This is a genomic window from Neiella marina (assembly GCF_002165625.1).
Classification (GTDB): Bacteria; Pseudomonadota; Gammaproteobacteria; order Enterobacterales; family Neiellaceae; genus Neiella; species Neiella marina.
Genome location: NZ_NGNS01000003.1, coordinates 198,480 through 213,344, shown reverse-complemented (window position 1 = coordinate 213,344; position 14,865 = coordinate 198,480). Strand labels below are relative to the sequence as shown.

Genomic DNA, 14,865 nt, shown 5'->3' with positions numbered 1-14,865 from the left:
ATAGATTTAGCCTCGCAGAGGATCACTTTGATTTGCAAAATAGTCACTTAGTGACCATGTTTAACTAACTTTGTTACTAGCCCCATCGTAGTGATTTAGGGAAAGGAGCTCGTCAGTGGTGCGGTTGTTGGTTGTTTGTTTGGTGCTTATGTTGAGCTTGGTGGATTGCCCTGTCGCCAGAGCCGCTGTGGTCACCATTGATCAGCTCGAACAGTTGATTAAGCGCACTCCTGCAGCTAATAACACCCTTATTGAACGCTATCAGGGCGCTATCCAACTGCTCACAGAGCGTCAAAACTACCACCAAGAAGCAGAGCAATATCGCCAACTACTGCAACAGTATCCGCAAGACATAGCCGAAGCTAAGACTAGGCAAACAGTTGATGAAGATAAAGTCAGCCTTGCTTATCAGCAAATGGACCAATTGCAGATCAGCAGCGTCATCAAAGCGTTAGAACAACAAATCGCACTCGCTAGAGAAAAGCTTCAAGCCTTGGAAGATGATGGGCGAGAAGTTCAGCAGCGGATGGTTGATTTACCCAGAGAGCTTGACGATGTCGTCGCTGAACTGGAACGTAGCTATGCCACTGAGTTGACGGTTACTAACGATGCCCTGCTCAACGAAGCGAATCAATTCCGTCAAGATGCGTTGCGTGAAATGCTGCAGGCCAAACAGCAGGTCATGCAGTTGGAGTCGCTCGGCGCCAGCAAACGTATCGAACTCAATCAATTGAAAATCGCCAAAGCCAACCAATTGCTGCTTGACCTGATGCGGCAATTAAGACTAGCTAATGAGCGGTTGGCCGAATTGCGCCAGAAAGACGCTGCTCTTGCTTTGGCGGAGCTTGATCAAGCGGCCAAAGTGGTGGCAGCCGATGATCAGGCACTGCAGCAAATCATTGCCCGTAACATCGAGTTGACCCGCGAATTGGAAGAATTGCAGTCTTCTCAGCAAACGGCACAATTGCGCTATCAAGGCTTACATGAACTCTCAGTGCAGATTAATGCGCTGTTGCGGGAGTTGCGCAAAAACATTGACCGGTTCGAACCTTCGGTGGAATTTTCCAATGCCATCGTTGAACAATTGGCAGCGCTCAGTGGCTTGCCAAATATTCAAGAACTATCGCGAACCTTGAACCAGTTGCGGGTTGATAGTTTTTCTTACCGTAATGAACAGCGTAAAAACCGCCAAAGCTTCCAGCTATCGCAGCGCGACGAAGAACGCGATTTACTCGATTTACAGCAGCAGTTGTTAACCGAGCTTATTGGTATCAATGGCCAGCTTGAATTGTTGCTCAAACAAGCATTGGTCAATATCGATCAGCTCACCCACCGGCGCAGTGAGTTAGAAGAACAGGCATTTCGGCTACTGACGTGGATCCCCAATATGGTTCCGATCACGGCTGCTGATATTCCCTTCGTATTAACTGATTTTCGTCGTATTGGTAGTGAGCTTGTTCACCAGTGGCGCCTTTACAGTTTGCATGCTGGTGAGAGCGTTTTTCAATTGGTGTTATTGCTACTTTTAGCGGTGTATCTGCGCCGGTTTCAGGTCCAATACAACCACTATTTGGACAAGATCAGCGATCGAATTGGCAATGTCAGGCGAGACAAAGGCCATTACTCACTGACGGCAATCTTTGGCATTATTGCTTTGGGCAGCTTGCTGCCACTTGGAGTGCAGTTGGCCGATTGGCTGTCGCAAAATAGCCAAATTATGATTCAGCAACTGATTTTGCTGACCATGATCGCCGTCAGCCTGCAGATTGTGGCAAACCAGTTGCGCAAGCCTTCCAGTGTGTTGATCCATCACTTCCGAATGAAGCCAGCGGCCATTGATCTCATTATGCGTCACGTCATTTGGTTATCGCCGCTGTTTCTTGCTGTGCTGTTGATATACAGCTGGCTTTCCGATTGGAACCCGCTCGCTTTGTTCAGTGCCACTGGTCGACTGTTGCATTTGATTAATGCGGTGTTGTTAACTTGGGCAACGATTTGGTTATTCCGGTTGGTGTCGAAATTGGTTGCCGAACGCGGCGATGTCATTCGACTGCCGATGCGAATGCTATGGTGGTTTGGTATTGCTGTTCCGGCCTCTGCGACTGTATTGCTGTTGTTTGGCTACATTGTTGCTGCGCAGATGTTGTTGCAAGGCTACGGCTGGACTTTAGCGTCAGCAGCGGTGATATGCGTCGCTTACTTCCTGGCATTGCGCGGTATCGCCATTTTGTACCGCCGTTTAGCCTTTGAGCGGGCGTTAAACCGTCGCGCGCAAGCTTTGGCTAAGCGGGAAGAGAATGACGATAGTAACGAGCCGGTGATTGAAGAGCCGCAAGAGAGTTATATTGAGTTCGATGACATTGGTGCCCAAGCAAGCAAATTACTTCGCACTACTTTTGTACTGGCATTCTATTTTTCTCTATTGCCGATATGGAGTGATGCCTTTGATTCCCTGAGTGCGTTGAATGATCTGACTTTGTGGTCCGTACAAAGTGCCGGTGCGCAAGGCCAGTTAGAAACCACATCGATTACCATTAAAGTGCTGTTAACGGCGATTGTTACCGGCGGCTTTACCCTCGTAAGTGTGCGCAATATACCCGGTATGTTGGAACTGTTGGTACTGCAACGAATGCAGCTTTCGCCAGGCACTGGTTATGCGATTACCACGATTACTAAGTACGTCATATTGATCGTTGGCTTGTTGGTGGTCGTCGGCGCGTTGGGATTTGACTGGTCGTCGCTGCAATGGTTGGTCGCGGCACTAACGGTTGGCTTGGGCTTTGGCTTGCAAGAGATCTTTGCCAATTTCGTATCGGGCTTGATTATTCTGTTCGAGAAACCGATACGGATTGGTGACACGGTGACCATTCGCGGCATGAGCGGCACTGTGACTCGCATTAACACCCGTGCAACGACCGTCGTTGACTGGGACCGAAAAGAAATCATTATTCCCAATAAGGCATTTATTACCGAGGATTTTGTCAATTGGTCGCTCAGTGATGCCATTACTCGGATTGTGCTCCGAATCGGCGTTCGTCATAACTCGGATGTTCGCATGGTGACCAAAATGATTTTGCAAGCTGCGGATGAGTGCGACATGGTCATTGATGAGCCAACGCCAGAAGTGTTTTTGCTCGAATATTCTGACAGCGCGTTAATCTTCGAACTGCGCGCCTTTACCAATGAAACGGCCCATCGATTACCATCAATTCATGATATTCATAGCCGAGTGATCAAGAAGTTCAATGCCCTGAACATTGAAGTGGCTCACCCGCAGTTGGATATCCATGTCAAACACGCGGCGGGAATTGCAACCAGTAATGGCTAAGGCAGCAATCAACCCAGAATAATATGCGGCACAAAGCGGCTAGAGTCTTGAGTGATTAAGCTGTTATCTTCTCGGATAGTAAGGCCTGCCGCTTGGTTGTCGATCACCCAACTGCCAATCAAGGTATAGTTGTCGGCAAACTTCGGCAGCGGCTGATAAGCCTGATAGATATAGCCTTCATCACCATAATCGCCGCGCGACTCTGCGATCAGCTGACCGTTTTGTTCGATCCGAATATTGGCGCCCTCGCGACTAAACAGCGGTTTGCGGACGTAGCTACCATTTAATGATGAGGCGTCGCTGGTGAAATAGGCGGGTAATAAATTAGGGTGATCTTTGTGGCGTTGCCATAGCAACGGCAAGATAGCTTTATTGGACAGAACGCATTTCCATAGGGGTTCGAGAAAATGACACTCTGAGTTGGGAATGTAATGACCAAAACTGTCTTCGAACATCATTTCCCAGGGGTAGAGCTTAAATAGTGCTTGGATCGCCGAATCATCTTGTTGAACGAATTGGCCGCGGTCATTGATACCAATCTCATCGAGATAGATAAAGCGGGTTGCAACGCCGCCTTGGCGAGCACAATCTTCAAGGTAGGCCACTGTGCCTCGATCTTCATCGCTGTCGCGGCAGCATGTGAAGGTAATCGGCAAACTGCTCAAATCAGCGAACCGAGCGACCAATTTTTCCTGAATGGAATTGAATTGATCTGATTCGCGGGACAGTCGTCCGGCATCTACTTGTTGCTGTAGCCAAACCCATTGGAAGAATCCCGCCTCATACACTGACGTTGGCGTATCGGCGTTGTATTCAAGCAACTTCGCTGGTGACTTTCCGTCATAACTAAAGTCCATACGGCCGTACAATGATGGGTAACCGTTATTCCAGCTGTTGGCGATGGCATCCCAAAAGTGAGCAGGAATCGCCAGTTTTTCCATTAGCTCTTGGCTAGCGACGACTTCGCCAACCAAGTCCAGGCACATCTGGTGCAGTTCTTCGGTTGGCGCCTCTAAATCTTGCTCAATTTGTTGCAGGGTGAACTGGTAGTAGGCTGATTCATCCCAGTAGACATCACCGTCGATGGTATGAAAGTTGAAACCAAATTCCGCAGCCAGTTGTTCTAAATTAGGCCTTACGGCAATAGGTACACGGAGCACCTTTAACTGCCCCAGCTGCTTGAGCGCTGACCGAAGCCACCGCGGTTTAGTGTTGCTGCACGTTTCCCCATGCTGTTGGAACGGCTGTAGAGCGACGCTTGAGACGCTGACATCAAGCGATTTGGCGCGCTGCGAGGGCGGGTGTCGCCGACGTTACCGGTTTTGACATTCTCTGCAGTGCGAAAGCTTGATGGATCATCGGCGGAACGGTAAAGCGGGCGTGAATGAACTTGGCCTGATCGTAACCCCGAGCCGACAGAACCTGCCAGTCGCGACATAAAGAAACCAGCCATAAACGGCTGCCAAAAACTGCCGTTGTGATAACACTGATCGCGGCCAAAATCGGTTTGGCAATCATGGCCATTCTGATACATGGGCGCATCTTGCGCGGCGTGTTGTTGCGCCTGCTGGTACTGAGCAACACATTCTTGTTCAGAAAACACTCGATCATTAACGCAGTCGCTAATGTCCGAGTAATTGACAATCTGTTGGCGAGGTTCTGGTGCGCAGCTAATCAAGCTGCCTGATGCAGCGCCCATTAGGGTTAATTTTAACCATTGCGATCGTTTCATCTGGACCCCTTAATAACTCATGCAAGCGGCATTCAAAACGCCAGTTGCCAATGCAGCACAGCCTAAAAACAGTCCGGCTGCCACTTGGTCGTCATTGATCCGTTTGACCAAGTCGGTCATGTACCAACGGACGGTTAGGAAGGTAACAATTTGCGCTAACAGGGCAACGACCGCCCAAATGATGTAGTCAATAATGCCGACAGAATGAATCGCTGCGCTGGCGACAGGAATGGTATATCCGACCAAACTCAAACCAAATGCGATGGCAGCCGCAACATTATTGTTGCGCATCAGAGTCCACTCACAATAGGGCGTGACTTTGCCATACAGCACGCAAAACAACACGATGAAGGCATAACCGACGATAAAGTAGAGGGCGAATGCTGGCAGTCCTTGCAGTGAGTCAATAATCATAGAACCTGGCTCCGTGAACGATTCATGGGTGATCCGAGCTGGCTATGTTACCAACAACATGGGGGTGGCAAAAGCATTGATAGTTTATTGCCGACGTCATGAAACTGTCATTGCCGCGGGTTAGAACTAGCATTAGTACTAACAAAGGATACGGCAACAGATGCTGAGTTGGTTTTCACCGTCGAGTGAAAAAATGAGTGCAGTGAAGTGTATTCGAGCACTGCGGGAATTTGCCACCATTCATGATCTGCAAGCACTCGAAATCATTGAGCGTTTAGAATTGCTGACAGGTCACCCCGACATTGCCACTTATCTGCAAGACAACCAGTGGCGCTTGCAAATGCCACGGACGGTTGTGCGCGACATCATGGCTGAAGTCAGATTGCTGCAACAGTTGACCGACGATGATCCGTCCAGGGATACCGAACATTAAGCTCATCACAGCTTGGATTGTTGGATAAATCAGCAGTTGAGCTCGGAATGTCGACACTATGGTTGGCAAAGCCAGCTTGAGGCAATAGTCTAGTTCGATTGTTGTCTATCGGAGTCTTGGTTAATGCTGACGGAATTAGCCCAATCCCCCATATTTATTGCTGTCATCAGTGCCTCATTGTTTGTCGCCACTAGTCTTGGTTATTGGCTTGCCAAGCGTCACAGCCAGCAACAGCAAACGCTGCTTCAGGCTGCAGCCGAACAAGCTGCTCAGCAACATACCGAACAGCAGACTGAATTACAGGCTCGCTATCAGCAAGAGCAGTCGAAAGTGTCTGTGTTGCAACAGCAATTGAGTGAGCAGCAAGCGCTGCGGGTGGAATTTGAAACCAGTGAGAAATTGCTGCGACAACAACAGCTACAGGCTCAGCGCAAGTTAGATCAGAACGACATCATAGTAGGCGAGCTAAGAGACAAGCTAGAGAGTAGTCAGCGTCAACTTAATACCTTACAAGAGCGTTATGCCAACCAAACCCAAGCTCTGGAAGAAAAGCAGGCGCTGTTGCAAGAATCAGAGCAGCGCTTAAGTAAAGAATTTGAAAATCTGGCTAACCGTATCTTCGAACAAAAGACCCAGGCGTTTCGCAGTAATTCTGAATCCAGCATGGAAGCCTTGTTAAAACCGTTTCGAGAGCAAATCAGTGGTTTTCAGCAACAGGTATCGAAGCAAGCAGAGACCGACTTACAACAGCACACATTGTTGAAAAAAGAACTCGATGATTTGAAAACGCTGAATTTGAGAATGTCAGAAGAAGCGACCAATCTGACTCGCGCACTCAAAGGAGATAGCAAAACACAAGGCAACTGGGGCGAGGTTATTCTGCAGCGATTGCTTGACCAAGCAGGCTTAACCGAAGGCCGCGAGTATGAATTGCAAGTGGCATTGAAAACAGAGCAGGGCAAGCGCTATCAGCCTGATGTCATTGTCCGTTTACCTCATGACAAAGATATCGTTATTGACTCCAAGGTGTCGTTGACCGCCTATGAGCGCTTCATTAACGCCGAATCCGATGCCGAGGGTGCTGTTGCGCTAACAGAACACGTCACTTCGCTTCGTAATCATATTCGCGAACTTGGTAAGAAGAACTATCAAAGCTTAGAGGGCATTCGAAGCTTGGACTATGTACTGATGTTTGTGCCGGTCGAAGCAGCCTTTTTATCTGCAATTCAACAAGAGCCTGAACTGATCAAAACCGCATTGGATGCCAATATCATGTTGGTTAGTCCGACCAACCTGTTGGTGGCGCTGCGGACCATTCACAATATTTGGCGAGTTGAGCAGCAAAATCAAAATGCTCAGGAAATTGCCGAGCGAGCAGGCAAGCTATACGACAAATTCGTTGGCTTCGTTGATGATTTAGGGAAAGTTGACAGTGCCTTGGCGAGGGTTAACAAAGAGTTTGATGCGGCTAAGAGCAAACTATCGACAGGGCCGGGCAACCTAGTGCGGCAGACCACAATGCTCAAGGAGTTGGGAGTTCGCAGTAACAAACAATTGAGCGCTGAGTTAGTCGATAAATCCTGATCCCTTGCCATCACTTTGACGACGCAAAAAGAAACCGCCGTAAAGGCGGTTTCTGGTGTTTGGTCGCACGATAGACTTAGTCGTCTGTACGCTCAGTAGCGTAACGGAAATAGCTTGCTTTAGTGCTTGGTACTGAAGACGACTTCACTTCCTGCGCTGCAGCAATTTGAGTGCGTTTGGTATTTTTCAAATAGCCTAAAATTTCGATAAAACCTGACATAGTAAACTCCTAGCTAACGGTTCAGCATGGTTCACCAGGGACCGGATGCTGTTGATCACTGAATTAGTATGTTTTGTGATCTGTGTCTCAAATTACTTTAAAGTGTGACGGTGATCAACTTTTATTTTTGGTTTGATCACTTAATTCAGTTTCGGAATCTGTTCAGTTGCTGTGAGCTAGCGCTTAATAGGTTGAATTTAGAGAATTTTGCTGGAGTAAAAAAGCCGAGCAGGGTGCTCGGCTGCTATGAATTATTTATGGTAGGACTTTTTTAAACGGTTTAACCACCACTTTGGCGTACACACCGGCTTCGATATATGGGTCTTGGTCTGCCCACGCCTGAGCTTGGTCGAGGCTTTCGAATTCGGCGACTACCAACGAGCCGGTGAAACCTGCATCGCCTGGATCAATGCTATCAATCGCAGGCAAAGGACCGGCGATTAATAAACGACCTTCTTCTTTGAGAAGTTGCAACCGCGCTAAATGTTTGGCGCGTACTTTTTGTCGCAACGGCAAGCTGTCGGCGACATCTTCTGAGCTAATCATGTAATACATGCATCAGTCCTTGGTTTGTTCTAACTGTTCCTGGGATTGTTGCTTCTGCTCTTTTGGCAGATAACGCCAGATGTAAAAGCCTTGTGCCACGGCAAATAATAAGGTCATGACGGTCAGTCCGAAGACTTTGAAATTTACCCAAGTTTCCAGCGGCAAGTTAAAGGCAACGTAGACATTGAGTCCAGCGCAAAACAAGAAAAACCCGGCCCATGCGTAGCCAAGTTTGACGAATACATTATGGGGCAATTGCAACTCACCACCGAGCATGGCCTTGATTAGAGGCTTGTTAAACACCCACTGGCCGATGAGTAAGGCCGCTGCCATGGCACCGTATATGGCGGTTACTTTCCACTTGATAAAGGCATCGTCGTGGAAAAATAAGGTCATTGAACCAAACACGGTGACCATTACTAGTGTAATCCAGTGGATCTTCTCCACTTGATTCCAAATCCATTTGGCCGCCGCTATCTGAATAACAGTAGCGACAATCAATACCCCAGTTGCGGTGTAGATATCATGCATCTTGTAGGCGATGAAAAACGCCAACAAAGGCAGGAAGTCAAATAGTTGTTTCATTGGCTTGCCTGTTGATTATAAAGAACTGGCAGGCAGTGTACCCAGTTGCATGGCGTTCGTCACCCCATTCAGTCGCGCTAAAAATGTCTCAGATTGTGACAAAAATGGATTAGTATTATGCGCCAGTGAATCGCTCGTTGAGGAAAACTGTGGCTAGTATCAACTCTTGGGTGTACGGCGAATTACATTCAATATCAACTGCTTTGATTGCATGTATGCTTGTCGTTTTGGGCTCTGACATTAATCAGTTACTGCGCAAAGCAATGCGCCGACACCATTTTGTTGTCCGTACATCGGTATTTATTTTAATCAATGCATTTGGCTTTGGTTTAGCCATTGTTAAGTTATCGCCGATTGTCGCGGGTCAGTTGGCTCAGTTGTCGCCGGCTTGGTTGTTGGGCCTATTGAGCGCATGCTTTGTGTTTATAGGCACTTGGGCACAGCGCAACCGCCATGTCTAGAATCAACGGACGACCTTGCCTTGTTTGACCTGAGGCTTGCCTGCTGTGAGAGATACGGTATGCTCAGGTTTTTTATTAATAAAAAGGAAGTTTATATATGAAATTCCAGTTGTTGCTACTGGCTACTGCGGCCATGGCATTGACAGGGTGCCAGCAAACGCCACATGAAGTTGCTGACAATGAACCTCGAATTGAAATAATCGACGATCAAGCGCTTCAGTTTGTCTCCGAAACCACCGCCATTGAAGTACTTGCTGAAGGTTTTGAGTGGGCTGAAGGGCCTGTTTGGGTGCAATCACAAAACGCGCTGCTGTTTTCTGATGTACCAGAGAATGTGATTTATCAATGGCGCCCTGGCGCTGGTGTGACCGAATATCTGCGTCCGTCTGGCTCAAGTGGTGTTTATCCTGATGCCAGTCGCCAGGGTTCCAATGGTTTAGCGTTGGATATCACTGGCCAATTGTTGCTATGCCAACATGGTGATCGCAGGGTGTCACGCTTAGCTGTTCCATTCGACCAACCTGCAGCTCAATACCAGACGCTTGCTTCTCACTATCAAGGTAAACGCTTTAATAGTCCCAATGACTTAACTGTTGGCAAAAACGGTCAAATTTGGTTTACCGATCCACCGTATGGCTTGCCACAGGGGCAACAAAATACCGAGCAGCGTGAGCTCGACTTTCATGGCGTGTTTCGACTGGATACCGATGGCAAAGTCACTCTGTTAACCAAGGATATGACGCGTCCAAACGGCATTGCGCTTTCACCTGATGAGTCAACCTTGTACGTTGCCAACTCCGATCCCAATAAAGCGATATGGATGGCATGGCAGTTGGCCGAGGATGGCAGTCTAGCTAATGGTAAGGTTCTGTTTGATGCGACGTCTCATTTGAGCTCGGGCCATGGTCTTCCCGATGGTTTGAAGATTCACCCATCGGGCGTGCTATTTGCCACCGGCCCTAATGGCGTCTTGCTGTTGACCCCTGAGGGTAAACATTTAGCTACCATTCATACTGTCACCGCCAGCGCCAACGTTGCCTTTAATCAGGATTTCTCGTCACTGTTTATTACCTCGGACAGTCGTCTGCTGCGGGTGCAACTCAATCGCTAGGCGGCAACGTCGCATCATCACTTTGCCGAGCTCTGTTGTCACTTTCTTGCAGCAGAGCTTGGATCTCCGGTTGCTCTAAATCCACCGCCGTAATATAGGTCGACTCAGTTAAGATCACATCGGGCAGCTGATGGCCATCGGCAATCTTGGCGGCTGCCATTACCCCTTGGTAGCCAATGAGATAAGGGCGCTGCAAGAACAAACTGTGTAGTTGGTTTTGAGCCAGCGAACTGAGCAACACTTTGTTGGCGTCGACGCCGATGTGAATCATTGGGTGTTGGCGCTGTAACGACTGACGAGCGAGCACTGCGGTGGTGGTGGTGGATTCATTCGGGGTAAACAGTCCGGCTAGCTGTGGATGACGAGCGAGCAACTCTGCCATCTGCTGCGACGATGCATCTTGGCCGGTTTCAATGTACTCATCGAACACGACCGTCAGTCCAACCATCTTCGCCGCATCGATAAAACCTTGTTCGCGCTCTGATGTCGAATCAATCGATTGGTGTAGCCGAATCATGCCAATCTGCGCACCTTTTGGTAGTTCATCAGCCATTGCGATCGCAGCCCGTTCTCCGGTGGCGTAATTGTCAGTCAAAATGGCCGTTGCGCGTTCTGCAGCAAAGTCGCGGTCGATGAATATGGTCTCAATGCCTTTTTGCTTCAGCTTAGCGACATCTTGTGCTCGCTTTGGGGTATTTGGTGCCACGACCATAGCAATGCAACCAAGCGACTCAAGCTCTTTCAATGCTTGCCGCTGCTGTTCGATGTTGCTCTCATAAGACGAGCTACGTATTTCCAGCGTTAACTCCAATTCTGTCGCGGCGTCACGCGCTCCTGCGGTTATTTCCTGCCAAAATTGACTACCCCCACTGGCTGTTACTAAGCCGACACAATCGGGCGTTTTCTCCTCGCTTGACAGCAGGGCTAAGACCGCAATAAAAGCAGAAATCGTTGAGCTTGGCATGGCGTAACTAATTGGTGGTGTTGACGTAACCTTGAGATTAGTCGAAAAAAAAGCCTCCAGAGGTCGGAGGCTATTTATTGTGATTAGAACAGGTGTCTAAAGCTGAGTGGCCGCTTTCATCTCGCTGATGTAGCTACCCATTTGAGCTAACAATTGCGCTGGATTGTCGACGTTTTGTTCAATTACTTTGACCACCGCCGAGCCTGCAATAGCGCCAGCTGCGCCGGAGCTAATTGCTTCGTGAACTTGCTCCGGGCGGGATATACCAAAGCCCAGCAGTGGTTTTGGCGCATTAAACTGGCTCAAGCGGGCCAACAATTCGCTAACCGGCATACCGGCCTCTGTTTCCGCCCCGGTGACGCCAGCGCGGCTGAGTAGATAGGTATAACCGCTACCCAGTTTGCCGAGTTGTTCCAAACTAGCATCATCAGCATTTGGCGGCGCGATAAAGATGGCATCGATGCCATTGGCTTGTGCCGCGGCGGCAAATGGTTCGCTCATTTCAATTGGTACATCGGCCACCAACACTGAGTCGACACCCGCTTTCGCGCATTCGGCGTAGAACTGCTCAATGCCTTTGGCGAATATCAAGTTGGCATACATCAGCAAGCCAATCGGCAAGTCAGGAAATTCGGCACGGATTTGGCCGATGATATCAAAGCACGTGACTGGCGTGGTGCCTGAGTCCAACGCGCGGATGGTGGCACCTTGAATCGTCGGTCCGTCTGCCAACGGATCAGAGAACGGGATACCCAGCTCCAACGCATCAGCACCAGCGTTCACCATAGTGCGAATGACTTCAAGGCTGAGCTCAGGGGTTGGATCGCCAATAGTCACAAAGGGAACAAATGCGCCTTGCTGCTTCGCCGCTAAGGCGTCAAACATTACGTCGTAACGACTGCTCATGACATCACTCCTTTGTCTTTTAGAATTTCATGAACGGTGAAGATGTCTTTGTCACCACGTCCAGATAGGTTGACCACCAGCAATTGCTCTTTCTCCGGTTCATTGCGTGCCATCCGCAATGCCAGAGCCAAAGCATGAGATGATTCGAGCGCTGGAATAATGCCTTCATGTCTTGCCAGCTCTTGGAATGCGTCAAGTGCTTCGTCATCGGTAACCGAATCGTACTCCGCGCGGCCGATAGAATTGAGGTAGGCATGCTGCGGGCCAACCGATGGGAAATCAAGACCAGCAGAGACCGAATAAGACTCTTGGACCTGACCATGCTCGTCTTGCATCAGTGGCGCACGCATACCAAAGAAAATACCTTCTGGGGCGTGTTTCAATGGCGCACCATGCTCGCCCGAATCAATGCCGTGACCGGCAGGTTCAACACCAATCAAGCGTACGTCTTGTTCTTCGATAAAATCAGCGAACATGCCGATGGCATTAGAGCCGCCGCCAACGCAGGCGATGACAGCGTCTGGTAAACGGCCTTCGACCTGTTGGATTTGAGCTTTGGTTTCTTCACCAATCATGCGTTGAAATTCACGCACAATGGTTGGAAATGGGTGCGGGCCAGCAGCAGTACCCAATAGGTAGTGAGCCTTCTCATAGCTCGCAGACCAGTCGCGCAAGGCCTCGTTACAAGCGTCTTTGAGGGTCGATGAGCCCGAGTGGACCGGGATCACTTCTGCGCCCATCAGCTTCATGCGAAAAACGTTTGGGCTTTGTCGTTCAACGTCTTTGGCGCCCATGTAAACTTTGCATTTCATATCCATCAATGCACAGGCGAGGGCGGTGGCAACACCATGTTGGCCGGCACCTGTTTCGGCAATGATTTCATTTTTACCCATACGCTTGGCTAGCAACACTTGGCCAAGGACTTGATTGGTTTTATGGGCACCACCGTGGAGCAAATCTTCGCGCTTTAAGTACAGTTTGGTTTTAGTACCTTTGGTGAGGTTACGGCAGCGGGTAAGTGCCGTTGGGCGGCCCGCATATTCCTTCAGCAATGCGGTAAATTCAGCCTGAAATTCAGCATCGTTTTGGGCATCGACAAACGCTTTTTCAAGTTGCTTTAGCGCAGGCATTAGGATTTGTGGCACATACATGCCGCCATAGGGACCAAAAAATGGGTCAAGTAAGGTTGTCATTGATGCAATCCTTAGTAATGTCGCAGGGCACTAAATACGCCTGCGATCTTGTCGTGATCTTTCATGCCGGGGGCGCTCTCCACGCCTGAATTAAAGTCTAAACCGGCACAGTTTAATGCTGCTGCTTGCTCAACATTGGTAAGGTTTAAGCCGCCTGCAATCATGATGTTGGTTAAATCAACATCTGCCAAAAGCTGCCAGTCAAAGGTTTGACCTGTTCCGCCGCTTTGGTTGCCGATACGACTATCAAGTAAGTGACGATCAGCCGGCCATCGTTCAAAGTCAGGAACGGTATCGCTGACACCATGGGCTTTCCAGATTGCCGTGCCTTGATCTAGCAACGAGCGCAACTGATCAATGTATTCGCCGTCTTCGTTGCCATGGAGTTGCACTGCCGCTAATTTGAGTTGATTAGCAATAGCTGCAACTTGTTCTGCTGCTTCATCAACAAACACACCGACATAATCAAGTGGCGCTGCTGACATCACCGCGCGAGCTTGCTGGCTGTTGACACAGCGTGGTGATTTCGCTGCGAAAATGAGGCCGCCATACTTGGCCCCAGCCGAATAGGCTGCCGCCGCATCCTCAGGCCGTGTCAGGCCGCAGACTTTGTGTTCGCCTAGAATCAAGTTGGACACTGCACGGTTGAGATCATCTTGGGCCATCAACGAGCTGCCAACTAAGAAAGCATCTGCGGTTTGATGTAACCAGCGAACTTGTTGGTGGCTGTATATGCCACTTTCCGAAACAATGATGCGATCGTCAGGGATTTGCTCACCCAGCTCAAAGGTTCGATTCAAATCAATACTCAAATCGCGAAGATCGCGGTTGTTGATACCAATAACTTTAGCGCCCAAGGCAATCGCTCTGTCGAGTTCATCTTGAGTTGACACTTCAGTCAATACGCCCATGCCGAGTTGGTGCGCTAAATCGGCCAGCGGTTGATACTCATCATCAGTGAGGACCGACAGCATAAGTAAGGTGGCATCAGCGCCGTGTAGACGACCGAGATAGATCTGATAGGGATCGATAATAAAGTCTTTCAAGATCACCGGTTGAGTCACTTGGTCGCGAACCTGTTTTAAATAGGCCATGCAACCTTGAAAGTACTTGCTATCGGTTAAACATGAAATCGCCGACGCCCATGGCAAATAGGCTTGGGCGATTTCATCAAGATCAAATGGCTCGCGGATCAGCCCTTTTGATGGTGATGCCTTTTTACATTCCAGAATGAATGCCGGGCTGACTGCTCGCAGGGCCTGATAAAAATCACGATCACTGTCGGTCACATCAGCAATAAAAGAGTCGAGTGGCCGCTGCTGTTTGAGTGTCACTAGGGTGTCGCGCTTGTCGGCAACAATTTTGCCTAAAATTGTGTCATTCAGCAT

General features: G+C 49.1%; 15 protein-coding genes. 5 read left to right on the top strand and 10 right to left on the bottom strand.

Going from position 1 to position 14,865, the window contains the following annotated elements:
• The first annotated feature begins 115 nt into the window (after positions 1-115).
• The gene (locus CBE68_RS04380) at positions 116-3,328 is read left to right on the top strand and encodes a mechanosensitive ion channel domain-containing protein (protein WP_143824485.1); all 3,213 of its coding nucleotides are present in this window, start codon (positions 116-118) and stop codon (positions 3,326-3,328) included.
• Positions 3,329-3,336: 8 nt separating this feature from the next.
• Here CBE68_RS04380 and CBE68_RS04375 read toward each other — a convergent pair whose 3' ends face one another.
• Genes CBE68_RS04375 through CBE68_RS04365 form a run of 3 tightly spaced genes read right to left on the bottom strand, consistent with a single transcriptional unit; the run spans position 3,337 to position 5,474 of the window.
• Positions 3,337-4,488, bottom strand: coding sequence for a glutathionylspermidine synthase family protein (locus tag CBE68_RS04375; RefSeq protein WP_087504841.1), 1,152 nt, complete (start codon positions 4,486-4,488; stop codon positions 3,337-3,339).
• A gap of 2 nt (positions 4,489-4,490) precedes the next feature.
• Complete coding sequence (locus CBE68_RS04370) at positions 4,491-5,060, bottom strand: DUF1190 domain-containing protein (protein ID WP_087504840.1); 570 nt, start codon at positions 5,058-5,060, stop codon at positions 4,491-4,493.
• Between the two features lie 9 nt (positions 5,061-5,069).
• Positions 5,070-5,474: a DUF350 domain-containing protein gene (locus CBE68_RS04365; protein ID WP_087504839.1), complete on the bottom strand. Its 405-nt coding sequence runs from the start codon at positions 5,472-5,474 to the stop codon at positions 5,070-5,072.
• 160 nt (positions 5,475-5,634) lie between these two features.
• Here CBE68_RS04365 and CBE68_RS04360 point away from each other — a divergent pair, with 160 nt between their 5' ends.
• Positions 5,635-5,907, top strand: coding sequence for a hypothetical protein (locus CBE68_RS04360; RefSeq protein WP_143824484.1), 273 nt, complete (start codon positions 5,635-5,637; stop codon positions 5,905-5,907).
• Positions 5,908-6,030: 123 nt separating this feature from the next.
• Positions 6,031-7,491, top strand: coding sequence for a DNA recombination protein RmuC (gene rmuC / locus CBE68_RS04355; RefSeq protein ID WP_087504837.1), 1,461 nt, complete (start codon positions 6,031-6,033; stop codon positions 7,489-7,491).
• Positions 7,492-7,567: 76 nt separating this feature from the next.
• Here the strand turns inward: rmuC and CBE68_RS18700 are convergent, their stop codons facing one another.
• From CBE68_RS18700 to CBE68_RS04345, 3 genes are all read right to left on the bottom strand, one after another.
• The gene (locus CBE68_RS18700; RefSeq protein WP_158100491.1) at positions 7,568-7,711 is read right to left on the bottom strand and encodes a hypothetical protein; all 144 of its coding nucleotides are present in this window, start codon (positions 7,709-7,711) and stop codon (positions 7,568-7,570) included.
• A 255-nt stretch (positions 7,712-7,966) separates the two neighbouring features.
• The gene (locus CBE68_RS04350; RefSeq protein WP_087504836.1) at positions 7,967-8,266 is read right to left on the bottom strand and encodes a YciI family protein; all 300 of its coding nucleotides are present in this window, start codon (positions 8,264-8,266) and stop codon (positions 7,967-7,969) included.
• A gap of 3 nt (positions 8,267-8,269) precedes the next feature.
• Positions 8,270-8,842, bottom strand: a complete 573-nt coding sequence (locus CBE68_RS04345) for a septation protein A (RefSeq protein ID WP_087504835.1) — start codon at positions 8,840-8,842, stop codon at positions 8,270-8,272.
• A gap of 149 nt (positions 8,843-8,991) precedes the next feature.
• Here CBE68_RS04345 and CBE68_RS04340 point away from each other — a divergent pair, with 149 nt between their 5' ends.
• Positions 8,992-9,303: a DUF3392 domain-containing protein gene (locus CBE68_RS04340; protein WP_229744631.1), complete on the top strand. Its 312-nt coding sequence runs from the start codon at positions 8,992-8,994 to the stop codon at positions 9,301-9,303.
• 97 nt (positions 9,304-9,400) lie between these two features.
• Positions 9,401-10,414 (top strand): SMP-30/gluconolactonase/LRE family protein, encoded by a 1,014-nt coding sequence (locus CBE68_RS04335; RefSeq protein WP_087504834.1) that lies wholly within the window; start codon positions 9,401-9,403, stop codon positions 10,412-10,414.
• Here the strand turns inward: CBE68_RS04335 and CBE68_RS04330 are convergent.
• The 4 genes from CBE68_RS04330 to trpCF all read right to left on the bottom strand — a co-directional run bounded on the left by CBE68_RS04330 (position 10,404) and on the right by trpCF (position 14,865).
• Positions 10,404-11,378, bottom strand: a complete 975-nt coding sequence (locus CBE68_RS04330; protein ID WP_087504833.1) for a substrate-binding domain-containing protein — start codon at positions 11,376-11,378, stop codon at positions 10,404-10,406. The genes CBE68_RS04335 and CBE68_RS04330 overlap by 11 nt on opposite strands.
• A gap of 96 nt (positions 11,379-11,474) precedes the next feature.
• On the bottom strand, positions 11,475-12,284 hold the full coding sequence (gene trpA, locus CBE68_RS04325; RefSeq protein WP_087504832.1) for a tryptophan synthase subunit alpha: 810 nt from the start codon (positions 12,282-12,284) through the stop codon (positions 11,475-11,477).
• Positions 12,281-13,477, bottom strand: a complete 1,197-nt coding sequence (gene trpB, locus CBE68_RS04320; protein ID WP_087504831.1) for a tryptophan synthase subunit beta — start codon at positions 13,475-13,477, stop codon at positions 12,281-12,283. The genes trpA and trpB overlap by 4 nt, the downstream gene beginning before the upstream one ends.
• 11 nt (positions 13,478-13,488) lie before the next feature.
• The gene (gene trpCF / locus CBE68_RS04315; RefSeq protein WP_087504830.1) at positions 13,489-14,865 is read right to left on the bottom strand and encodes a bifunctional indole-3-glycerol-phosphate synthase TrpC/phosphoribosylanthranilate isomerase TrpF; all 1,377 of its coding nucleotides are present in this window, start codon (positions 14,863-14,865) and stop codon (positions 13,489-13,491) included.

Excerpts from the sequence above, each read along its gene's own strand:
- rmuC (WP_087504837.1), top strand. The coding sequence starts at position 6,031 with ATGCTGACGGAATTAGCCCAATCCCCCATATTTATTGCTGTCATCAGT.
- CBE68_RS04360 (WP_143824484.1), top strand. The coding sequence starts at position 5,635 with ATGCTGAGTTGGTTTTCACCGTCGAGTGAAAAAATGAGTGCAGTGAAG.
- CBE68_RS18700 (WP_158100491.1), bottom strand. The coding sequence starts at position 7,711 with ATGTCAGGTTTTATCGAAATTTTAGGCTATTTGAAAAATACCAAACGC.
- CBE68_RS04370 (WP_087504840.1), bottom strand. The coding sequence starts at position 5,060 with ATGAAACGATCGCAATGGTTAAAATTAACCCTAATGGGCGCTGCATCA.
- trpB (WP_087504831.1), bottom strand. The coding sequence starts at position 13,477 with ATGACAACCTTACTTGACCCATTTTTTGGTCCCTATGGCGGCATGTAT.
- trpCF (WP_087504830.1), bottom strand. The coding sequence starts at position 14,865 with ATGCTGAATGACACAATTTTAGGCAAAATTGTTGCCGACAAGCGCGAC.
- CBE68_RS04335 (WP_087504834.1), top strand. The coding sequence starts at position 9,401 with ATGAAATTCCAGTTGTTGCTACTGGCTACTGCGGCCATGGCATTGACA.
- CBE68_RS04350 (WP_087504836.1), bottom strand. The coding sequence starts at position 8,266 with ATGTATTACATGATTAGCTCAGAAGATGTCGCCGACAGCTTGCCGTTG.
- trpA (WP_087504832.1), bottom strand. The coding sequence starts at position 12,284 with ATGAGCAGTCGTTACGACGTAATGTTTGACGCCTTAGCGGCGAAGCAG.
- CBE68_RS04365 (WP_087504839.1), bottom strand. The coding sequence starts at position 5,474 with ATGATTATTGACTCACTGCAAGGACTGCCAGCATTCGCCCTCTACTTT.
- CBE68_RS04330 (WP_087504833.1), bottom strand. The coding sequence starts at position 11,378 with ATGCCAAGCTCAACGATTTCTGCTTTTATTGCGGTCTTAGCCCTGCTG.
- CBE68_RS04345 (WP_087504835.1), bottom strand. The coding sequence starts at position 8,842 with ATGAAACAACTATTTGACTTCCTGCCTTTGTTGGCGTTTTTCATCGCC.